The sequence below is a fragment of the Hydrogenophaga sp. genome (genome assembly GCF_030656115.1).
Lineage (GTDB): Bacteria > Pseudomonadota > Gammaproteobacteria > Burkholderiales > Burkholderiaceae_C > Hydrogenophaga.
In genome coordinates this window covers 70,150-91,998 of the sequence record NZ_JAUSOO010000037.1, presented here as the reverse complement: position 1 = coordinate 91,998, position 21,849 = coordinate 70,150, and the positions used below count along the sequence as shown (strand labels likewise).

The 21,849-nt window shown below is 65.2% G+C and carries 18 protein-coding genes and 1 pseudogene; 9 read left to right on the top strand and 10 right to left on the bottom strand.

What is annotated here, in order from left to right; genetic code table 11:
* Positions 1-147 precede the first annotated feature (147 nt).
* The gene (locus Q7J58_RS04850) at positions 148-633 is read left to right on the top strand and encodes a glutathione peroxidase (protein ID WP_304824207.1); all 486 of its coding nucleotides are present in this window, start codon (positions 148-150) and stop codon (positions 631-633) included.
* A 56-nt stretch (positions 634-689) separates the two neighbouring features.
* Here Q7J58_RS04850 and Q7J58_RS04845 read toward each other — a convergent pair whose 3' ends face one another.
* Positions 690-6,296 carry an alkaline phosphatase D family protein gene (locus tag Q7J58_RS04845; RefSeq protein WP_304824204.1) on the bottom strand — a complete coding sequence of 1,869 codons (5,607 nt, stop codon included), beginning with the start codon at positions 6,294-6,296 and terminating at the stop codon, positions 690-692.
* A 116-nt stretch (positions 6,297-6,412) separates the two neighbouring features.
* Between Q7J58_RS04845 and Q7J58_RS23185 the strand changes: the two are divergent.
* The 3 genes and pseudogenes from Q7J58_RS23185 to Q7J58_RS04830 all read left to right on the top strand — a co-directional run.
* Positions 6,413-7,762: pseudogene (locus tag Q7J58_RS23185) on the top strand (ATP-binding protein); the annotation flags it as partial.
* A gap of 399 nt (positions 7,763-8,161) precedes the next feature.
* The gene (locus Q7J58_RS04835; RefSeq protein WP_304824427.1) at positions 8,162-9,292 is read left to right on the top strand and encodes a two-component system response regulator; all 1,131 of its coding nucleotides are present in this window, start codon (positions 8,162-8,164) and stop codon (positions 9,290-9,292) included.
* Between the two features lie 27 nt (positions 9,293-9,319).
* Positions 9,320-10,054 (top strand): response regulator transcription factor, encoded by a 735-nt coding sequence (locus Q7J58_RS04830; protein ID WP_304824201.1) that lies wholly within the window; start codon positions 9,320-9,322, stop codon positions 10,052-10,054.
* A 99-nt stretch (positions 10,055-10,153) separates the two neighbouring features.
* Here the strand turns inward: Q7J58_RS04830 and Q7J58_RS04825 are convergent, their stop codons facing one another.
* The 8 genes from Q7J58_RS04825 to glnK form a co-directional block, all read right to left on the bottom strand.
* The gene (locus tag Q7J58_RS04825; protein ID WP_304824198.1) at positions 10,154-10,903 is read right to left on the bottom strand and encodes an LrgB family protein; all 750 of its coding nucleotides are present in this window, start codon (positions 10,901-10,903) and stop codon (positions 10,154-10,156) included.
* Positions 10,900-11,274 (bottom strand): CidA/LrgA family protein, encoded by a 375-nt coding sequence (locus Q7J58_RS04820; RefSeq protein WP_304824195.1) that lies wholly within the window; start codon positions 11,272-11,274, stop codon positions 10,900-10,902. The genes Q7J58_RS04825 and Q7J58_RS04820 overlap by 4 nt, the downstream gene beginning before the upstream one ends.
* Positions 11,275-11,287: 13 nt before the next feature.
* The gene (locus tag Q7J58_RS04815; RefSeq protein ID WP_304824192.1) at positions 11,288-11,698 is read right to left on the bottom strand and encodes a DUF3597 domain-containing protein; all 411 of its coding nucleotides are present in this window, start codon (positions 11,696-11,698) and stop codon (positions 11,288-11,290) included.
* A gap of 154 nt (positions 11,699-11,852) precedes the next feature.
* Entirely contained in the window at positions 11,853-13,082 is a 1,230-nt protein-coding gene (gene glcF, locus Q7J58_RS04810) for a glycolate oxidase subunit GlcF (RefSeq protein WP_304824189.1), read from the bottom strand.
* 97 nt (positions 13,083-13,179) lie between these two features.
* Positions 13,180-14,307: a glycolate oxidase subunit GlcE gene (glcE, locus tag Q7J58_RS04805; protein ID WP_304824187.1), complete on the bottom strand. Its 1,128-nt coding sequence runs from the start codon at positions 14,305-14,307 to the stop codon at positions 13,180-13,182.
* Between the two features lie 117 nt (positions 14,308-14,424).
* Complete coding sequence (locus Q7J58_RS04800) at positions 14,425-14,667, bottom strand: hypothetical protein (RefSeq protein ID WP_304824184.1); 243 nt, start codon at positions 14,665-14,667, stop codon at positions 14,425-14,427.
* A 197-nt stretch (positions 14,668-14,864) separates the two neighbouring features.
* The gene (amt, locus tag Q7J58_RS04795; RefSeq protein ID WP_304824182.1) at positions 14,865-16,307 is read right to left on the bottom strand and encodes an ammonium transporter; all 1,443 of its coding nucleotides are present in this window, start codon (positions 16,305-16,307) and stop codon (positions 14,865-14,867) included.
* Between the two features lie 31 nt (positions 16,308-16,338).
* Positions 16,339-16,677 carry a P-II family nitrogen regulator gene (gene glnK, locus Q7J58_RS04790; protein WP_056264790.1) on the bottom strand — a complete coding sequence of 113 codons (339 nt, stop codon included), beginning with the start codon at positions 16,675-16,677 and terminating at the stop codon, positions 16,339-16,341.
* 324 nt (positions 16,678-17,001) lie between these two features.
* On the opposite strand from glnK, the gene Q7J58_RS04785 reads away from it, so the two are divergent.
* From Q7J58_RS04785 to Q7J58_RS04775, 3 genes are all read left to right on the top strand, one after another.
* Complete coding sequence (locus Q7J58_RS04785) at positions 17,002-18,561, top strand: YifB family Mg chelatase-like AAA ATPase (RefSeq protein WP_304824179.1); 1,560 nt, start codon at positions 17,002-17,004, stop codon at positions 18,559-18,561.
* 99 nt (positions 18,562-18,660) lie between these two features.
* On the top strand, positions 18,661-19,437 hold the full coding sequence (locus tag Q7J58_RS04780) for a hypothetical protein (protein ID WP_304824176.1): 777 nt from the start codon (positions 18,661-18,663) through the stop codon (positions 19,435-19,437).
* Positions 19,434-19,820: a hypothetical protein gene (locus tag Q7J58_RS04775; protein ID WP_304824173.1), complete on the top strand. Its 387-nt coding sequence runs from the start codon at positions 19,434-19,436 to the stop codon at positions 19,818-19,820. The genes Q7J58_RS04780 and Q7J58_RS04775 overlap by 4 nt, the downstream gene beginning before the upstream one ends.
* A gap of 18 nt (positions 19,821-19,838) precedes the next feature.
* On the opposite strand, the gene Q7J58_RS04770 is transcribed toward Q7J58_RS04775, so the two are convergent.
* Positions 19,839-20,177 (bottom strand): hypothetical protein, encoded by a 339-nt coding sequence (locus tag Q7J58_RS04770; protein WP_304824170.1) that lies wholly within the window; start codon positions 20,175-20,177, stop codon positions 19,839-19,841.
* 366 nt (positions 20,178-20,543) lie between these two features.
* On the opposite strand from Q7J58_RS04770, the gene Q7J58_RS04765 reads away from it, so the two are divergent.
* Positions 20,544-20,819: a DUF2164 domain-containing protein gene (locus Q7J58_RS04765; protein ID WP_304824168.1), complete on the top strand. Its 276-nt coding sequence runs from the start codon at positions 20,544-20,546 to the stop codon at positions 20,817-20,819.
* 49 nt (positions 20,820-20,868) lie between these two features.
* A complete protein-coding gene (locus Q7J58_RS04760; protein WP_304824166.1) occupies positions 20,869-21,828 on the top strand; it encodes a D-hexose-6-phosphate mutarotase in 960 nt (319 codons plus the stop codon).
* Positions 21,829-21,849 lie beyond the last annotated feature (21 nt).

The following is a 21,849-nucleotide window of genomic DNA, read 5'->3' as shown; positions in this document are numbered from 1 at the left end:
AGGTTTGACAGTATGCCCGCCTGGGTGCATGCCCCAACCACCATCGGCCTGGGCCGTGGCAGCGGCTGCGGCAGCGCGATGTTCCGCAAGTCGCCACAATGTGGCCCGTGTGCCCAGCCCATGTGTCCCATTCCCTCAGGAGTTTGTATGCCCAGCATTGACGACTTTGAAGCACTGTCCATCGACGGCCAACCGGTTGCATTGGCCCAGTACCGCGGCAAACCACTGTTGATCGTGAACACCGCCAGCGCCTGCGGCTTCACGCCGCAGTTCGGCGGCCTGGAAAAGCTGCACCAAACTTACGGTGCGCGCGGCTTGGTGGTGCTGGGCTTCCCCTGCAACCAGTTTGGCGGCCAAGACCCGGGCAGCAACGAAGAAATCGGGGCTTTTTGCCAGAAGAACTTCGGCGTGAGTTTCCCCATGATGAGCAAGGTGAACGTGAACGGCGCCGAGGCCCACCCGCTCTACCAATGGCTCAGCGCCGAAGCCCCGGGCTTGCTGGGCAGCAAGTCCATCAAATGGAACTTCACCAAGTTTCTGGTGGGCAAAGACGGTCGGGTGCTCAAGCGCTACGCGCCGCAAGACGCGCCGGAGAAGCTGGCCAAAGACATCGAGGCGGCGCTGGCCGCCTGAGAGGCTGAGAGGGCAAAGGACGTACTTGCGGCCCCGGCACTGTTGCAAGCCGGCCCTTAAAAAGACGCCACCCAACGGGCCGTTGACTGGCCACTGTCGTTGATCACCTCCACATCCAGCGCCCAGCGGTCCTGGTCGGCACCTGCCAGCCTGACCGTGAGTTTGGAAAACTGCCGTTGCGCCGTGCCCAGCCCTTTGGCCGTGGATTGGATGCTCGCTTGTGCGTCGCTGAGCGGATAGGGTGTGGGCGCGTCCAGCACAAAGTCGCTCGGGGCAGCATTGGCAAACGGAAGACTGGCATTCCAGGCTGAGCAGACCACCGACAGCGCCCGCACCGGCGCACAGCCATCGGCAGCCAGGCTGAGTTCGGCCACGCCAGAAAAGTGGTAGTCGCCCGACAGAAAAATGGTGTGCCTGATCTGGTTGCGTACGATGAACTGCACCAGCCAGCGCCAGCTGGCCGGATAGCCCGCCCAGCCGTCGGACGACATGCAGCGCTCAGGGCTGGCCACCAACGCGGACTCGACCCAGCCAAACACCGTGCCCATGCACAGCACCTTGGGCTGGTTGCGGTGGGCCAGCAGCCAGTTTTCGACGGCCTGCATTTGCAGCTGTGACAGCATGGGCACGGTTGTCCAGTCCTGTCCCCGCACTGGGGGATGCCGCTCTGAGCGCGTGTCCATGGCAAATGCGGGCAGGTGGGCAATGTGGAACGGCTGCCAGAATCCGCGCACCGCATCGCCCCCCGCAGGAATGGCGGCATGGATGCGGGGTGCGTGGTTGTGCCCGTCGGTCCAGCGCCACTGGTAAGCCAGTGTGGCTTCAAAGCCGTTGAGAAAAGTGGCGTCGGTCTCGGGGCTGGCGCTGCCGTTCCAGTTGTCGACGTATTCGTGGTCGTCCACCACGGTGTAGGTGGGCAAACGGGCAAAGAGTTCGCGGGTGTGCGGGCTGCCCCAGGCATCGCGGTAGAACTGGGCCAGGCGTTCGTCGCCTTCCTGTACCTCGAACAGGTTGGCCGTGGCATCGGCGTAAATCTGGTCGCCCAGCAGCACCAGTGCCTGCACGGGCCGTGCGGGGTGGTGGATCTGTTCCTGCATGTGCAGGGCCAGGGCATCGACGGCGTTGCGCTCGAAAGGCATGCCCGGCCAGCGGCACGAACTGGCCAACCAGCTGATGGACGGTTGCTCAGAGCCAGAGGCATTGAGCAGCATGTGGCCGCTGTGCCAACGGTGCCACCAGGGCAACCGGGACAGGTTCAGCGGCACCGCCGCCTGCGGCCAGCCCCACACCAGCTCCAGTGCGGGCATTCGGGCAAAGGGCCGTTGTGCGGTTTCGCGCAGCCGCAGCACCCAGTAGGTGCCCGCACCTTCAAGAAGGGTCACGTGGCTGGCCACAGCAGGCAGCGGCAGGCCCTGTGCATCGCAGCCCCCCGTGGGGTGAATGGCTTGCAACTGCGTCACCTGCAGGTCGGGCAGGCCATCGGTCCCACCTTCACCGGCGCACACCAGCCGGGGCGGGTTGGCCGCCAGCCAGGGATCGTTGGGCAGTTCAACCCACACCACCAGCTCGCGTTGGCCTTGGGTGCCCCAAGGGTCGGCCTGCGCATCGGCGGGCGGCACGCGGTTGAGCTGGAGCATGGGGCCGGTCAGCGGCTGGCGCTGCACGCTGGCCGAGTGGTCTTGCCAGTGGGGGGGGATGAGGCTATGGCTGGCTTCGGCCTTGGCGCTGTTCACGCCCCAGGTGCTCTGAAAGCCGGCTGGGTCGTCCATGAAGCTCACCAGTGGCGGGTAGACATCGCGGTGGGCATGTTGGCCAAACAAAAAGTCCATGTGCCCGTAGCCTTCGGGCATGAACAGACCGACCGGACGTTGGCGCTCTGGCGGTTGATCGGCTTGCAGGCGGCTGAGCTGCAGCCACGAGCGCACCGCGCTGCGGGGGTCGAACACGCGGTTTTCGGTGCCGTGGGCAAACAGCACCGGAAACGACCAGTGGGCCTGGAAGTTGGCCTGCGTCATGTACACCCCCGCACCCTCGCGGTCGGTCAGGCGCTGGCGGGTGATGATGTAGTAGAGCTGTCGGAACACCTCGACGCTGGCCGGCCCCACCAGGGTGGCGAGCTGGCGGTGGGTGGCCTCGGCCAGGTTGGCATGCACCCATTCGCGGCCATAGAACAGCGTCATGCGGTTGCAGGTGGCGGTCCCGCCTTCGGGGTCGGTCACATGGGCCAGGTGGGCGGCCTGTTCGGCCTGGGGCCAGGGCAGGCTGGCGGCCATGCGGTCGATGAGCTGGTCAAGGGCCGTCGGTTCACGCGGCGGCACGGGGTCGATGGCCAGGTCGGCAGGCAGCCAGTCGCGGTAGAGCGCGGCCAGCTCGCCCGAGAGCTGGTTGGACACCGAGGGCACCACCCACGGGTGGACGGCGTGGATGATGGCGGCCTTGACCCGGCTGTGGCCTGGGCTCTCTTGCAGCCAGCCGCGCAGGCTGGCCATGGCGAATGCGCCGCCGCCCACACAGTGGGCCAACACCCGGATGGGCTGGCCCGCCGCGCGGTACACATGGGCGACGGCAGCGGGGATGTCGAGCCGGGCCAGATCGTCCATGCTGTGCTGCTGTTTGGCATAGCCCAAGCGGTTGGACAGGCGGTGGTCCAGCAGCCACACGGTGTAGCCCTGGGCCAGAAAGGCGGTGGCCATGTTGCGCCCGCCGGTGGTGTCGGTGCTGAACACGGTGGCCCCGTGGGCCAGGCCGTGGATCATCAGCAGGTGGCGGGCCGGGTCGCTGCCCTGCGCAGGGGTGTAGCAGGTCAGTTCAAGCCACAGGGGCTCGGCCTCTGTGTGGCCAGAGGTCCTGGCGGATGGTGGGTTGGATGCATGGGCAGCCGGTGCCGCTGGCACATGCCGGGGCACAGGCAGCTTGATCACCTGGGGCTGGCAGGCTGGTCCCAGGTGCTGCTGCGGATACAGCGGTCCGTGCTCGGCGGGAGCACCGGTCTGCAAGCGCCCGTAGTCTTGCCCGCGCAGGCTCCAGAAATGGGTCTGGAACAGGGCACGCAACCACAGGCTGGCAAAGCTGGCCAGCCCGATGATGGCGGCCGGCGTGTCGGGCGCACTGACCACTTGCAGGCGCTGGCGGCGCACCATGTCGATCAGATCCACATTCAGCGCCAGTACAGCCGGGGGGTGGCCGTTACGGGGGGTCAGCCGCAGGTCGATGCTGACCAGCGCATCCCACGGGTTTTTCTGGAACGGGGCATAGGCCAGACGCTTTTGCCCGGCGGCCTGCACAGGTGGTGCGTCAGCGGTGGCGGCCTGGAGTTCAAATGCGTAATCCAGGGTGCGGTACTGGGCGTGGTTGCCCGCTGCACGCCACAGACCCAGCACTTTCTGCCATCGGGTTTTTTTGCTTTTGGCCGATTGGAAATCGCTCAGCGGGCGGCGGGCAACAAAGGCAGCCAGCGCCGCCAGCCTGCGCACCACGCCAGCCAGCCCGTCACCCGGATCGCTGGCCAGCAGGGCCACCCAGCCGGTGCCTTCCAGCCAGGGCTTGAGCTGGGTCAGTTCGGGGCGGATGGTGAGATCGTGTGGCGTGGGGTTGTGGAAGACGCGCATGCGCGCGCCCTCCAGCCGCATGGAAGGCTGGGCCAGCCACTGGTCGAGGTGCACATCGACATCCACCGCCACCACCCACTCGCGTGTGCGTTCGTCATCGGTCCACAGCGGGTTGGCGGCCGGCGCCCAGTCCGGGCGCTCGGCTCGCCAGTGGCCTTGCAGGTGCTCCCTGAATTGCAGGCGCACCGGTTGCCCGGCGGGCGCAGGAGGCCTGGGTTCGCGGGTCTGTGCAACGGGTGCTGGCGCCCACACGGGCAGCGTGGGCGCAGGCTGGGTGCGGGCCGCCTCTTCGGCGTCCAGCTGCTGGCGCATGGCTCGGGCGGCCACCAGGCTGAGACCGGCAATGGTGACAAAGGGGTTGACCCCCACCGCCGTGGGCAGCATGCCGCCGTCCATCACATGCAGACCGTCATACAGCGGATTTCCCTGACCACCGTCGGCCCTGAACACGGTGCCCTGCCAGTTCACCACGCCGGTTTCCGGGCCGTCCCCCATGGGGCAGCCCCCCAGCGGATGCACGGTCAGGCCCTGGGGTTTGTCCACCCCGTCGGCCACCCCTTCGAAGTCATCGGGCAGCGGTTTCCACAACGGGCTGGGCAGGTAATCGCCATCCTGGAAGCCACCCCGCTCGCCGGCTTTTTTCAGCCAGTCGTGAACCGCCTGGTAATAAGGGGAGCGGGGGCCGCTGTGCGGGCCCGACCAGGTGATGTCCAGTGCAGCACGCCGGGCGGCGGCTCTGCTGGCGTCGGGCTGACCCGGGGTGAAGCGGATGCGGCCATCGGCATCGTCCGGCCCCATCACGAGCAACAGCAGGGCGTGCCGGTCCATGTCTGACGGGGTGGACAAGGGGTCGCTGGGCACACCGGCTGCCTGGCGGTTGGCGTGGTAACCCTGCAAACCACTGCGGCTGTAGCGGTGCGGCAACGACAGGGTGGCACCCAACGCCACCACGGCCTGCGTCAGGGCAGAAGGCACCGCGCCATCCTCGACCAACACACGCCGTTGCTGACCCTCCACGGGCAGGCTGGGCGCGAGTCTTCCCGTGATGGTGGGGCCCACGCGCTCGTCGGTCGGTTGCTCGGCTTCGTCGGCACGGGCCATGCCATTGACACGCGCACCCATGCCCCAGCCCAGGGCCAACACATCGCCGTTGGTGGAAAACCGCCGCCCCAGCCAGGGAGACAGCTTCAGTGCGCTGGAGCGTTGCAGAATTTCGGTGCTGCCCAGCGCACCGGCAGACAGCACCACCGAGCGCGAGCGCACCTCAATGACCTGGCGTTCGCCGGTGGATGACAGGTCGGCTGTCATGGCCATGCGCACGCGCCAGCGATAGGGCGGCCCACCATCGTCGGCCTGTGCATCGGAGCCTTCGCAAGGGCGAAGATCGAGCACGGTCAGGCCGGTGATCAGCTCGGCACCGGCACGCACGGCATCGGGCAGCACATGCGTGAGCAGGGTGTTTTTGGCCCCTACATTGCAACCGGTGAAGCAGTTGCCACAGCGGGTGCAGGCGGACTGGGCCACACCTGCCGTGCTGATCTGGTCCTCGCTGGCCACCGTGATCGGAACCACCTCGGCCACCTCCCCCATCGAGCGGCCCAGTTCAGCCAGGGCCTGGTGTTTGCGCAGCTCCGCCGCATGGGAAAAAGGCCGGGCCTGGAGCACGCTTTGCACGTCCTGCATGGCTTGCCAGAGGGCGTCGCGGTGTTCCGTGTGATGGCGGTAGTGGGCGGGCCAGTGCGGGCCCTGAAACAACGTGGGTTCGGGCAACACAGCCACGCCGGCATTGATGAGCGATCCGCCGCCCAGTCCGTTGCCGACCAGCACAGCCACGTCCGTGTAGGGACGAAAATCGAGCAATCCGTCCGCCTTGCCCGTCCCATGTGAGTCGGCCCCCTTCTGAATGCGAACATGACCAGGCAAGCTGCCTATGCTGTCGGGAAAACTGCCCAGTGCGTATTCCCGCCCTCTCTCCACCAGCCATACCCGCCGTCCGGGTCGGGCCAGCGTTTTGGCGGCAAAGCTGCCACCGTAGCCCGATCCGACGATCAGCACGTCGCAATCTGGGGCATGATGATGGGCAAGCCACCATTGCTCGGACGAACGCGACCATGCCTGTAAACCTTCAGTCTTCATCGTTTCCTCACTTCTGACTTTTAATATTTATTATTATGCGCAGTCACAGTGACCCGGGTTTTTTGCCCAGCCACGCCACCGACACCGTACAGATCAGCACGGCGCGCGCTTCACTGGAGCTGCGGGCTGGCCAGTCGATTGCATCCAAATGGGTGGTCTGGGCGGTGTGTGTGGTCACGGTGTTCGTCCTGCCCGCCGACTTGCCCCTGTGGGTGCGCCTGTGTTGGGCCTTGCCGGTGATCGCCATGGCCGAGGTCAATTGGCGTGTGTGTACATGTGTCATGACCGGTTTGGCCCAGTCCGGCCCTCAGGGCTTGCGCGCTCGGCAAATCTGGCTGTGGTGGATGACCGCCATCAACCAGGCGTTGATGGGCAGCACGGTCTGGTGGTTTGGCTACACCGGCAACCTGACACTGGCTGCCGTGGGCACATCGCTGCAACTGATTTACCTGAGCGCGGCGATGATCAATGCCGCCACCCACCCCACCACCTTCATCAGCGGTGCCTGGATCAACCTGGTCCTGGCCATCCTGTACTGGGCCACGCACAGCATGGTCAGCATTCCGCTGGTGCTGGCTCTGGCGGGCATGGGACTGGTGTTGTCCCGGTTGTCGGTGCACATGGCACAAAGCTTCGAAGAATCCATCGGCATGCGGTATGAAAACCAGCGCCTGCTCGCCAAACTGGAAGAAGAAAAGCAAATCGCCAACGAGGCCACCCAGTTCAAATCGCAATTTCTTTCCAACATCAGCCACGAAATCCGCACCCCCATCAGCGCCATCACCAGCATGAGTTACCTGGTGCTGAAGTCAGAACTGACCGCCAAGCAGCGCAGGTACGTGGAAATGATCGATCAGTGCAGCCTGCACCTGCGCAAGCTGATCAATCAGATCCTGGACCTCTCAAAAATGGATGCGGGCATGCTCCTGCTGGAGCACAGCGAGTTCCGTCTTTCCCAGGCACTCGACAACGTGCTGACCATGAATGAGGATGCGGCCACAGCCAAAGACCTCGCGCTGAGCCTGCATGTGAAGCCAGGCACCCCCGAGCGGCTGCTGGGCGACGAACTGCGCCTGACCGAGGTGCTGCTGAACTTTGTCAGCAATGCCATCAAATTCACCGAGCAAGGTAGTGTGCGCGTGGAAATTGCCCAACTGGCGCAAACAACGGAGCGGGTACAGCTCAAGTTCTCGGTACACGACACGGGTATCGGCATTGAACCTGAGCACTTTGACGCCCTGTTCAAGAGCTTCTCCCAGGCCGATTCATCCACCTCGCGCAAATACGGCGGTACCGGGCTGGGCTTGGCGATTGCGAAGACGTTGGTCGAGATGATGGATGGCGAAGTGGGTGTTCACAGCGAACCCCAGATGGGTTCGATTTTCTGGTTCACTGCCTGGTTTGGCCGGCCTGAGGCCGAACGGGCAGCCCTGAACGGGGCGCCACAACCGTTGGAGCTACCGGCCTGGCCCAACCGCGTGCAGACCGATGTGTCCGATCCCGTCACACCCCAGACCGACAAGGCCTCACCGCCTCTGGCAACGGATGACAGCCCGTCGGCCCTGCTGGGTCACCGTCTGGCGTGGCTGGCGGCCCACGACGACCCGGCGGCACTCGATCTGCTCAACACCCACACCACCGAGCTCAAACGCCGCCTGGGCGCTTCGTTCGAACGCATCCAGAGCGCCGTGCGCCAGTACGACCTGCCCAAAGCCTGTCGCCTGCTGGAGGCCATCGGTTACACCGGCCCCGCCGCCCCGCCGCCCACCCAAACGCCTGCCGGGATCCCTTCAGCCAGCATTCTGGTGGTGGACGACACCCCCACCAACCTGGCCCTGATGTTTGATCTGCTCAAAGACGAATACCGGGTACGGGTGGCCGCCAACGGGGAGCGGGCCCTGGTGATTGCCGCAGGCCCGCAGCCCCCCGATCTGATTCTGCTGGATGTGATGATGCCTGGCATGGATGGCTACACCACGCTCACCCAGCTTCAGTCCAACCCGGCCAGTGCCCACATTCCCGTGGTGTTCCTGACAGCCAAAAACCAAATTGAGGACGAAGAAAAAGGCTTGCGTCTGGGCGCGCTCGACTACATCACCAAGCCCGTCAACCCACCCATTGTGTTGCGGCGCGTGCGCACCCAACTCATGCTCAAAAGGGCACATGACTTTTTGCAGGACAAGGCCAACTACCTGGAGCACGAGGTGCAGCGCCGAACCGCGGAGGTCAAGGATATCCAGGAGGTCACGGTTCTGACCATGGCCTCGCTGGCTGAAACCCGTGACAACGAAACAGGCCAGCACATTTTGCGCACCCAGCGTTACGTGCGCACGCTGGCCCTTGAGTTGCAACACCACCCCCGATTTGCCAGCTACCTGAGCGAGGCACAAATTGAGTTGCTGTTCAAGTCTGCGCCCCTGCACGACATCGGCAAAGTGGGTATTCCAGACCGCATTCTGCTCAAGCCCGATCGGCTGACGCCAGAAGAAATGGAGATCATGAAAACCCACACCACCATTGGCCGCGACACCATCGAAGCCGCTGAGCGGCGGCTGGGCCATCCCGTGCCTTTTCTGGTGTGCGCCAAAGAAATTGCCTATTCACACCAGGAAAAGTGGGACGGCAGCGGCTACCCGCAGGGGCTGGCTGGCGATGCCATTCCGATTGCCGCCCGCCTCATGGCACTGGCCGATGTGTACGACGCGCTCATCAGCCGCCGCGTCTACAAACCCCCGTTCTCCCACACGCAGGCGGTGCACATGATTGAAGCGGGCAGCGCCAGCCATTTCGATCCCGATGTGGTGGCGGCATTCCTCCGTGTGCAAAGCGAATTCCAGGCGGTTGCCTTGGCGTTTGCCGATCCAGATGAGCCGGACCAGGATGCTGGAAAATACGGTGCGGGTGCGTCAGTTTGACGAGCGTCTTGTTCTTTAGACTGAACCATGCGAACACTCATCGTTGATGACCAGACCCTGTTTGGTCAAAGCCTGAAATTCCTGCTGGAAGACCTGCACCCCGGCATGGCCTGCGAAACCGCCAGCACCCTGGCCGGCGCAGTGGCGAAGCCAGGCCCTTTCGATCTGATTTTGCTGGACTACAGTTTTCCCAGAGAAAGCCACTCCGCCAACGGACTGGAGCGCATGCGCAAAGCCCACACAGACGCCACCATCGTCATGGTGTCGGGCGAAGACAGCCCGCAACTGGTGCACCAACTCATCGCCCGAGGGGCGGCTGGCTTTGTGCCCAAAGCGGTGGATGTGGAGACCTTGCTCCATGCCCTGCGCACCATTCTGGCCGGTGGCATCTATGTGCCCACCTTCGCCCTCCGGTACGTACCCACACACGCACGGACCCGCGAGCACAACGCAATGGCCTTCGTGGGCGAGCATGCCGATTTTCAGCAGAGCAGCCCCGCGCTGGCTGACGGTCCCGATAGCGAAACCGGGGCACCACTTCGCCAGTTGTCCAAACGCCAGATCGACTGCCTGCTGATGGTTGCGCAGGGCAAATCGAACCGGCTCATTGCCTCCGAGTTGTTTCTGGCCGAAAGCACCGTCAAAACGCATGTCACGGCAGCCTTCAAAATACTGGACGTGACAACACGGGCCGAGGCGGTGTTCAAGGCCGCCTCGCTGGGTCTGTTGCCTTCCAGTGCAAGGCAGAACAGCGACTATTGACCCCACCCACCAGGGCCTTCCCCGACGAAAGGCTGGCAAGGAGGCGCAACGCCGCCAGTCGGCGGTGGAGGCCTGCGGGGCGCATGAACCCCGTGGCGGTCAGACCCAGCGCAGCAACAGCCCCGCCACCAGCGGCAAGGCCAGCGCACTGAACAGCGCGCTCAAGCCCATGGCCAGGCCCGCGAAAGCGCCCATTTCCTGGCTCACCTGAAACGCCCGCGCGGTGCCAATGCCGTGGGCGGCGGTGCCCAGCGCAAAGCCGCGCACGGTGGGGTCGGTGATGCGCAAGGCATCGAACAAAAAGCGGGCGCTGGCCGCACCCACAATGCCGGTGCACACCACCAGCACGGCGGTGAGCGAGGGCAGCCCCCCCATTTTTTCGGCAATGCCCATGGCCACCGGTGTGGTGACCGACTTGGGCGCCAGCGATGCCAGTGTGGCTTTGGACGCACCGAGCGCCCAGCCCACCCCAATGGCCGTGACCGTGGCCGCCAGCGTGCCCACGACCAAGGCACCCAGCATGGGCAGCCACAGGCGTTTCAGGCGCGGCAGCTGTTCAAACAGCGGCGCCGCCAGCGCCACCGTGGCCGGACCCAGCAGAAAGTGGACGAATTGTGCGCCCTCAAAGTACGTCGCGTAGGGCGTGCCGGTGGCCCACAGCAAAGTGCCCAGCGCCACCACGGCCATGGCCACCGGGTTGGCCAGCGGGTGAAAACCGCTGCGCTGGTAGAGCATGAAGGCACCCTGGTACACCAGCAGCGTCACCGTCAGGCCCAGCAGCGGTGTGGTGGCGAGGTAAACCCAGACATCGGCCAGGCGCTCGGCAGCGGCCGGCAACACCGGGTTCATGGCGGCTCTCCGTCAACCGGCTGGGGCGGGCGCGCCACGCGTTGCATGAGCCAGGCCATGGTGAGCGCGGCACTGGCCAGGCCCACCAGCGTGCTCAGCACCAGCGCCACGCCAATGGCCAGCGCCTCGTCGCCCAGGCGCTGCAAGTGCAGCATGACGCCGACACCCGCCGGCACAAACAGGAGCGACAGGTGTTGCAACAGCGTTTGTGCCGTGGGCCTGATGGCCTGCAGCCAGGCCGGCTTCAGCACCAGCACCAACAACAGCAGCGCCAAACCGACCACCGGGCCGGGCACGGGCGCGGCGAGCGTAAAAACCAGCGCCTCGCCGAGCAGCTGAAAAACAAGCAGGGTGGCGAGCGCGGGGATCATCGGTCTGCGCCGGTCAGAGCAGCTCTTTGGGGATGTTGCCGCCGTTGGCGGCGATGTGGCCCAGCACCTGCTTGTGCAGCCACATGTTCATCTGGGCAGAGTCGGCCATTTTGTCGTCGGGGCAATACAGCTCTTTGGCCAGCTCCTTGCGCGCGGCCAGGCTGCTGTCCAGGCCCAGCAGCTTGAGCAGGTCGACGATGGAGGTTTTCCAGTTGAGCTTTTCCGGGTGCTTGGCAGCCTTCTCGGTGAGCAGCGCGACCACGTCCACCATGGCAATGGGTTGTACCACCGGCTCAGCAGGGGCCGCAGCCACCGGAGCGGGCTCGGGGGCGGGTGATGCGGCGGCAGGGGGCGGCGTGATCACCGGTGCCGCAGCCGCCTCTTTCATGCCCAGCTTCTCCAAAATGTTGCTGAAAAAACCCATGTGAACTCTCCAATGGCGTCGGGTACAGGAAGCGCGAGGCCAGACGCCGGTGGCTCCGCTGGGCGCAGCTTAGCGCGCCCGGAAGACAAAGCGACCCGACCGACCACACGAATGCCCAGAAAAGCGCACCGATGTGGACAAATCCCGCTGGATGTCAGGCCAGTGCGTCGTCCAGAATTTCCACCCAGTGCCGCACCGGCGTCTCGGTGCCGCTTTGCAGGTGGGTGATGCAGCCGATGTTGGCGCTGGTGATCACGGCGGGCTTGAGTTCGCTCAAGTGGCCGAGCTTGCGGTCGCGCAGCTGGTACGACAGTGTGGGGTTGAGCACCGAATACGTGCCGGCCGAGCCGCAACACAGATGCGCTTCGTTTTTGGCCACCTGCACCGTGAAGCCCAGCGCGGCCAGGTGCTGCTCAACGCCGCCCTTGAGCTGTTGCCCGTGCTGCAGCGTGCAGGGCGGGTGAAAGCCGATCACCTTGTTCGCATCGGGCTGGCGGGCCAGCTTGGGCTTGAGCACCGGCACCAGGGCCGGCAGCAGCTCGCTCAGGTCTTTCGTCAAGCCGCTGATGCGGGCCGCCTTCGCGGCATAGGCCGGGTCGTCGGCCAGGATGTGGCCGTATTCCTTCACCGTGACGCCACAGCCCGAGGCGTTCATGACGATGGCCTCCACACCGCCCTCGATCAGCGGCCACCAGGCGTCGATGTTGGCGCGCATCTCGGCGCGTCCTCCGTCCTGGTCGTTCAGGTGGAACTTCACCGCACCGCAGCAACCCGCCTTGGGCGCGATCACGGTCTGGATGCCGGCCGCGTCCAACACGCGGGCGGTGGCGCTGTTGATGTTGGGCATCATGGCCGGCTGCACGCAGCCCGCCAGCATCAGCACCTTGCGTGCGTGCGTTTGCGTGGGCCAGCGCCCAGCGTTTTGCTTGGCAGGCACCTTGTTTTTCAGCGCCGCAGGCATCAGCGGTCGCACCATCTGACCGAGCTTCATGGCGGGCCCAAACAGCGGCGATGGCAGACCTTCTTTCAGCAGCCAGCGCACCGCTTGCTCGCCCGCCGGGCGCGGCACTTTTTCGTCCACCAGTTTGCGGCCAATGTCGATCAGGTGGCCATAGTCCACGCCGCTGGGGCAGGTGCTTTCGCAGTTGCGGCAGGTCAGGCACCGGTCCAGATGCATCTGGGTTTTGCGCGTGGGCTCGGCGCCTTCCAGCACCTGCTTCATCAGGTAGATGCGCCCACGCGGGCCGTCCAGCTCGTCGCCCAGCAGCTGGTAGGTGGGGCAGGTGGCGGTGCAAAAACCGCAGTGCACGCACTTGCGCAAAATCGCCTCGGCGGCACGTCCATCGGCACGGGCCTGGTATTCGGGGGAGAGGTTGGTTTGCATGTGTGTTCAGCTCAAAAAAACCTGGCGCCGGGCCGTCCCACGCTGGGGTTGCACCTCCTTGGAGGCCGCAACCCGCGCAACGGCGGAGCATGGGGGCTTATGTTCTGCCGGGGTTGAAGATGCCTGCCGGGTCGAATTGCTGGCGCAGGCGCTGGGTGATGGTTTCAATGGCCGGGGTTTGGCGGCTGAAGCGGGGCACGCCGGGTGCGCCGTCGGCGCCTGCGCGGAACAGGGTGGCGTGGCCGTTGACCGCAGCGGCTGCAGCACGCAGTTCGGTGGCGGCGGACGCGGGTGCCCACAACCAGCGCTGGGCGCCTTGCCATTCCACCAGCTGGGCATAAGGCAGCGCCAGTACCGGTGCGGTTTGCGGCAGCGACAGGCGCCACAGGCACAGGCACAGGTCCTGGGCCGGTGGCGTGAAAAACGGCAAGGTCTGGTTGCGGCAGGCGGTCCAGTCAGGGCCGGCCTGGGCGTTGTCCATGCGGCGGCCGCCGGCTTCCTGGGTCATGCGGGTGCAGGCCGCTTCCACGGCAGCCACCGCGCCGCGCAGGCGCACAAACAGCAGCTCGGGTGCGCCGGGCGCGGTGTCGTCGCGCACCCAACAGGAGGCATTGATGGGCAAGGGCTGGCCGCCCCAGCGGTGCAGTTGCTCCAGCGCGTCGGCCTGGCCGAGTTCAAACACCAGCGTGGCTTCGGCCGGGGCCACCGGCAGCACCTTCAGACTGAGCTCGGTCAGCACACCCAACGTACCCAGCGATCCGGCCATGACACGGCTGACGTCGTAACCCGCCACGTTTTTCATGACCTGCCCACCAAAGGTGAGCAGTTCACCCCGGCCGTTGATGAATTGCGCGCCCAGCACGAAGTCGCGCACACTGCCCACACAGGCGCGGGCCGGGCCCGCCAGGCCGGCGGCCACCATGCCGCCCACCGTGCCACCCGCACCAAAGTGCGGCGGCTCAAACGGGAAGCACTGGCCTTTGTCGGCCAGCACGGCTTCCAGCTCGGCCAGCGGGGTGCCGGCGCGCACCGTCACCACCAGCTCGGTGGGCTCAAAGCTCACAATGCCCGACCAGCTGGACATGACCAGCGGCGTGCCGGTGGTGGGGTGGCCATAAAAGGCTTTGGTGTCGCCGCCGACGGTGCGCAGCGGCCGGCGGTCGGCCGCCGCCGCGCGCACCTGGTCGATGACGGCGCTGGGGTGTTCAAAAGGGTTGGGGCTCATGGCCGCCATGGTAGCGGTGGGGCTCTCAACCGGCTTTGAATTTTTTGCACACCGGGCTGCAAATGCCGACGCGCCTGAACGGGTAAACCCGCGGTTGGCGGGGCTTTCAGGCTGGCTTCAGCGCGTGTGGCCCAGGCACATGCCCGCGTTGGGGCGGCCTTTGCATTCGCGCTTGAGCCGCTGCTTGCGCGCGGCGGGCGTTTCGCTGGACGGGGCGTCGATAAAGGTGACCTTGGCGGGCTTGCGCGGGGCTTCTCTGGCGGTGCTGTTGCTGGTGGCCAGCACGGGCAGCGCAGCGCAGCCCAGCGCGACAGAGATCCAGAAATGCCGGCAGGACGCGGCGCAGGGAGCATGGTTCACGGTGGTTTCCTCCGGTACGTCCCCCCGGTGGGGTTTGGACGGTGTGTGACGAAAACCATCTTACGGCAGCGCCGGCGCCATGCCCTGAAAAAAAACCCGCGTGCCTTGCGGCAACGCGGGTTCAACATCCAAAGGAGACACTCAGAAACAACGGGGTGACCACCGGCTGAGCCCGCGGCGCACCCCTGGGAACACGTTTAACGGTTGTAGGCCGTTTCGCCGTGGGAGGTGATGTCCAGACCTTCGCGCTCGGCTTCTTCCGACACACGCAGACCGATCATCATGTCCACAATTTTGTAGGCCACGAAAGCCACCACAGCCGACCACACCATGGTGATGACCACGCCTTCGGCCTGGATCAGAACCTGGCTACCGATGGAGAAGTCTTCGGCGCCCGTACCGCCCAGGGACGGTGCTGCAAAGACACCCACCAGAATGGCACCCACGATACCGCCCACACCGTGCACACCGAACACGTCCAGCGAGTCGTCAGCACCCAGCATCTTCTTCAGACCCGACACGCCCCACAGGCACAGGAAGCCAGAGATCAGGCCGATGATGATGGCGCCCATGGGGCCCACCGAACCGCAGGCCGGGGTGATGGCCACCAGGCCAGCCACCGCACCCGAAGCCGCACCCAGCATGGACGCTTTGCCCTTGCCCAGCGCTTCACCGACCGACCAGGCCAGCACCGCAGCAGCCGTGGCCACCAGGGTGTTGATGAAGGCCAGGGTGGCACCACCGTTGGATTCCAGGTTGGAACCGGCGTTGAAACCGAACCAGCCCACCCACAGCAGCGAGGCACCGACCATGGTCAGCGTCAGGCTGTGAGGCGCCATCGATTCCTTGCCGTAGCCAATGCGCTTGCCCAGCATGTAGGCACCCACCAGGCCGGCCATGGCCGCGTTGATGTGCACCACGGTGCCGCCAGCGAAGTCCAGCGCGCCTTTGTCCAGCAAGTAACCACCGGCACCCCACACCATGTGGGCGATTGGCAGGTAGCTGAAGGTGAACCAGATGGCCGAGAACAGCAGCACGGCGCTGAACTTCATGCGTTCGGCGAACGAACCCACGATCAGGGCGCAGGTGATGCCGGCAAACGTGGCCTGGAAGGCAATGAAGATGAACTCGGGGATCTTCACGCCTTCGGTGAAGGTGTCGGCCAGCGAATCCATCGTGATGCCCATCAGGAACACCTTGTCGAGGTTGCCGATGATCAGCCCTTCACCGCCAAACGCCAGGCTGTAACCGTAAACGGCCCACAGCACGGTGATCAGCGAGAACACCACCATCACCTGCATCAGCACCGACAGCATGTTCTTGCTGCGCACCAGACCACCGTAGAACAGGGCCAGGCCGGGAACCGCCATCATGACCACCAGCAGGGTGGAGAGCATCATCCAGGCCACGTCGCCTTTGTCCACGGTCGGCTTGGCTTCTTCTTCGGCCGCCACCGCGGCGGCTGGGGCCTCAACAGCGGGCGTCTCTGCGGCAGCCGGTGCGGCTGCATCGGCAGCAGGCGCCGCATCGGCCGGTGCGGCCACAGCGGCGGGCGCTTCGGTCGTGGTCTGGGCCACGGCGGTCAGGCCGCCAAAGGCCAGGCCCACGCCCAACAACAGGGTTGCAAGTAGTTTTTTCATGTCCGTGATCTTTCTTGAGCTGTGGCGGTGATCAGAGCGCTTCTTTGCCGGTTTCGCCGGTGCGGATGCGAACCACCTGTTCCAGAGAGGTGACGAAAATTTTGCCGTCGCCGATTTTTCCGGTGCGTGCAGCACCTTCAATGGCTTCGATGACGCGGTCCACCAGGTCGTCGGACACTGCGGCCTCGATCTTGACCTTGGGCAGGAAATCGACCACGTATTCCGCACCGCGGTACAGCTCGGTGTGGCCTTTCTGGCGGCCGAAGCCTTTGACTTCGGTGACGGTGATGCCTTGCACGCCCATGCCAGACAGCGCTTCGCGCACTTCGTCCAGTTTGAACGGCTTGATGATGGCGGAGACCATTTTCATGCTGTGATTCCTCTTCTAGATCAGGAAGGTGATCAGGCCGTCAGGCCCACACCACGGGTTGGATTCGATTGCCTTCGTTTTTAAGCACAGACCGTGCCAATATTTCTCAATGCAGGGCCAGAACACCCCTCTCAGGTGTTGCAAAAGCACCTTCATCCCCCAGACGTGTGCACGCCGCAGGGACGCTGTGTGCCATCATGAAGACTCATGGCCACGCTCGGCGGTTGTCACACCCACAGCGTGAGCACCAAATCGGTGCATACCCAAGCCGGGCGCTTCCCAGCAACCGAGGCCGGTTTTTGCACCAAAAAAGGGAGAATGCACATGGGTCTGTCATTGGTACACAGCCGCGCCTTGCTGGGACTGGATGCGCGGCCCGTTCAGGTCGAAGTCCATTTGGCCAACGGGTTGCCCAGTTTCACCCTGGTGGGTCTGGCCGACACCGAGGTGAAAGAAGCGCGAGAACGCGTGCGCTCGGCCATCGCCAATTCGGGGCTCGAATTCCCCTCCAACAAGCGCATCACGGTCAACCTGGCCCCGGCCGATCTGCCCAAAGACTCGGGCCGCTTTGACTTGCCGATTGCCGTGGGCATCCTGGCCGCCAGTGGTCAGATCGACGCGGCCCGTCTGGTGGGTTGGGAATTTGCTGGTGAGCTCTCGCTCGGCGGCGAACTGCGCCCGGTGCGCGGCGCCCTGGCCATGAGCCTGGCGCTGCACCGTGCCACGGGACTTGATGCCACCGCGCCAACCCGGCTGGTGCTGCCCCCGGGCAGCGCGGAAGAAGCTGCCCTGGTGCCGCAAGCCCAAGTGCACCGCGCCCGCCACCTGCTCGACGTGGTGGCGCATTTTCTGCCCGAAAACGCCAACGCCCCAGGCGATACCCCGCCCGACGACGGCGGCTGGGTGCGTCTGGCCCCCACCCAGCTCGGCCGAGCTCCCCGCTACGCCGACCTGGCCGACGTGAAAGGCCAGGCTGCCGCCAAGCGTGCCCTGGAAATTGCCGCCGCTGGCGGCCACAGCCTGCTGATGATGGGGCCGCCCGGCTCGGGCAAAAGCATGCTGGCCCAGCGCTTCGCCGGCCTGCTTCCGCCCATGGACACGCAAGAAGCGCTCGAATCGGCCGCCGTGGCTTCGCTCGCCGGCCGCTTCAGCCTGGAGCGTTGGGGCCTGCGCCCCACCTGCGCGCCGCACCACACCGCCAGCGCCGTGGCCCTGGTGGGAGGCGGCTCGCCGCCCCGTCCGGGCGAAATCTCGCTGGCACACCACGGCGTGCTGTTTCTGGACGAATTGCCCGAATTTCCCCGGGCCGCGCTGGAAGCTCTGCGCGAGCCGCTGGAGAGCGGCCACATCCGCATTTCGCGGGCAGCCATGCAAAGTGAGTTCCCGGCGCGCTTTCAGCTGATTGCCGCCATGAATCCCTGCCCCTGCGGCTTTCTGGGCCACACCACCAAAGCTTGTCGCTGCACGCCCGACCAGATCAACCGCTACCAGAGCAAGCTCAGCGGCCCGCTGCTCGACCGCATCGACCTGCATGTGGAAGTGCCGACCCTGCCACCCGACGACCTGCTGCACGGCGTGGCCGGTGAACCCAGCGACACCGTGCGCGAACGCGTGCAAGCTGCCCGCGCCCGTGCCCACGCCCGCCAAGGCCAGCACAACCAGGCTTTGGCCGGCCAGGCGCTGGACGAACACGTGCACCCCGAGCCCGCCGCCCTCAAGTTCCTCAACACCGCCGCCGCCCGCCTGGGCTGGAGCGCCCGCAGCACGCACCGCGCGCTGCGTGTGGCACGCACCATTGCCGACCTGGCGGAGTCGGATGCGGTGGGTGTGGGCCATGTGGCCGAAGCGGTGCAATACAGGCGGGCACTGCGGCAGGGTGGGTGAAAAGATGCGTGTTGCTTTTCCGCAACCTGTCGGCATGGTGCCGGGCCAGCGGTGGGCAGGTAACATCAAAAGTCCCTGCATTCACCGCGAGTTCCCCCTGTGAAGCCAGCCAAAAAATCCCTTTATGAATTGCTGCAAGTGGATCCGGACGCCTCTGTGGAGGATATCCAGCAGGCCCACGACCACCTGGTGGCGCAGCTGATTGCTCAGCGGTCGGCCGACCGTGCAGCCGACCTTGACGTTCGGGTGCAGGCGCTGAAAGTAGCGCTCAACACGCTGTCGAGCCCCGTATCGCGCCTGGCCTACGACGCCAAACTGGCCCATGACCGTGCGCAGAACGCCCGGACCACGGGCACCGAATCCACGCGGGGAAGTCTGGAGGCCTCCAACGCCTGGGACCGCGGGTTCCCGGCACAAGCGGTGTTGCGCCAAGCCCGCCACACCCAGATCCCGGAAGAGGAACGCCAGTCACCGGTGGTCTGGTTGCTGTCCAACCTCAAGTCGTCGGTGACCAAATCGCTGGTTTTCATTGGCCTTCTGTCCGTGATGGGCATGGTGCTGCAAATGATCTTTATGCGTATGGCCGTGACGAACCAGCCCAGTGCTTTCCAGCGCTCTGCCGAAGACAAGGTGGTGATTCAGGAGTATTACCAGACGCACGGCGTGCGACCCGCAAGCCGCGAGGAAGTCGACCTGCTGGAGCGCGAAAACCAGCGCAAGTCCAGCGAGGCCAACGAAGCGAAACGCAAGCAGCAGCAAGCCGAACTGGAGCAGCGTCGCTTTGAACAGGAAACCCGACGCCGGGCCGACGAAGTGTCTGCCGCGCTGCGGCGCTCGGAAGAGGAAGCGCTGCGAAAGGCTCTGGCCCAGCCATGAACAGATACCGCACCGCCTTTCTGGTCGCGGCGGGACGCCGTGCGGTGGGTGCGGGCCTGACCGGCCTGCTGGTTGCGGGGTTGTTGGTCGCCTGTTCGGGTGACGATGCACTGAGCCAGAAAACGTTTGTGGGGAAATGGCAGTCGTCCCGATCCAGCATTCCGATCCATTTGTACGAAAACGGGGAATGGGAAATCCGACGAGACAACGGCGAGGTACTTCAGTTTGGCGTCTGGCAATACCAGGGGCACCGCATCGTCTGGACCTTCAAGGTGGGCGACCATGTGGGCCACGAAGCCAACGCGGTGCTCTCGGCCTCGAAGAATGCATTCAGCCTGCGCGAGAAGGACCAGAGCACGAGCGTGTTTCAGCGCCTGGAGTAGGGTTCGGCCTCGCTGCGCTCAGGGGCAGCGCTCTTTGTACCGGGTCTCAAACAGGCCAAGATCGCGAATCTCGCCATCGGTCATATGGGTGCGCCTTTTCCGTGCTTCCAGGGCTTCGCGCATCTCTATGCACTGTGCCGACTTGAGCTTCGCCGCATTGTCACTGAGCAGCTGTTGCTTCTTCATCTCGCGCTCCTGCTCCGCCGTTTGTTGCTGGCTCTTGCGCTTTTCTTCGTACAGGCGCCGCCGAGCCTCCGCCTGGTTTTCGCTGCACTGCTCTTGGTAATTTCTGCGAAGTTCGGCAAACGACGGCTGGTAGCGCACCGCATTGGGTGCCGTGCGCTGGGCCTCCAGCATGGAGACGCACTTGGGACTCATGTATTTGAGCTCTGGCGCTGGCGGGCTGACCGCGAACACTGGGTTCATGAAAACCCCCAACAGGCCAAGCAGCCACAGGTGCCTGGGTGCCGTCAAGCCTGCCACGTTCCGTATCATTTTTCCCCCTTCGATCGCCGTTGAAAAGTGGTTTTGGGCAGCCGTGCAACAAAACGTTTTCCCAGAAGTTTACTGAGCAAGCATGCACATTTCCATACCTTACAGGGGGATTCCGGGCCCTTTGGTCGACTGCCTGGGGGCGCGTTGTTGGGCGGGTCGGGTACCGAAAGCACAAGGCAGCACGATTTTCGGGCAGACTGCGAAGACCATTCGCCGACGCCGACCGCCATGCCCATCGAACTCCCTAAAGAAGCCCGCCAGCAGGCGATCGCGTCCATTGAGCGCTACTTTCGCGAACACATGGACGAGCCCATTGGCAACGTGGCCGCAGGCGGTCTGCTGAACTTCTTTCTGCAGGAAGTGGGCCCCAGCGTGTACAACCGCGCCGTGGCCGACGCGCAAGAGCGTTTGCTGGCGCGCGTGCAGGAACTCGACATTGAGGTGCACGAGGATGAGTTCGGCTACTGGAAGACGGCCGGGCGCGGTGGCCGCCGCTCCACCTGAAACCCCGCCCGGCATACAACGCAGGCACCGGCTCGCTATAGTCCTTGCCATGAACGTGCCCCGCATCGCCCACCTGCTCGATACCCTGAACGCCACCCACGGACAGCCCGGACAACTGCGGCTGGAGGAGGGGCCCGGCGGTCTGCCCATCATCAACGTGCACAACGCCCACGCCCGCGCACAGATTTCGCTGTACGGCGCGCAGGTGCTGGCGTTCCGGCCGCGCGCGGCCGATGCCGATGTGCTGTTTTTGAGCCCACAAGCGCTTTACCAAAGCGGCAAGGCCATCCGCGGAGGGGTGCCGGTGTGCTGGCCCTGGTTTGGCCCCGACCCGCAAGGGCTGGGGCGGCCCAACCATGGTTTTGCGCGCACCCGGCTGTGGACGCTGCAACACACGGCCACCACCGCCGAGGGCGCCACGCGCATCGTCCTCGTCCTGGCGGACACGCCCGAGACGCGCGCGGTCTGGCCGCACGCCTTTGAACTCACGCTGGAGATCAGCGTGGGCGCCACGCTGGATCTGGCGCTGAGCACGCGCAACACGGGCGATGCACCGCTGCAGATCACGCAGGCGCTGCACAGCTACTTCGCGGTGGGCGACATCGCGCAGGTCACGGTGACCGGGCTCGATGGCTGCGCGTACATCGACAACGCCACCGGCGCCCGTGGCGCGGTGCGCCAGCAGGTGGGCGGTGTGCGGTTTGACGCCGAAGTGGACCGCATCTACACCGATGCCCCCGCCGAACTGGCGCTGGTGGACGGCGCCAGACAGCGCACGCTGCGCATTGCCAGTGCGGGCAGCCGCACCGCCGTGGTCTGGAACCCGGGCGACGCCGTGGCAGCGGGCATGGCCGACCTGCCGAGCGGGGGGTACCGGCATTTTGTGTGCGTGGAAACCGCCAACGCAGCCCACGAGGTGGTGAGTGTGCCACCCGGTGGTGAACACCGGCTGGTGGCACGCATTGGGTTGACGGCGGCGCACGGAGCGGGCTGGGTGGCGGGTTCCTGAACTTCCTGCGCTGCAGGACCG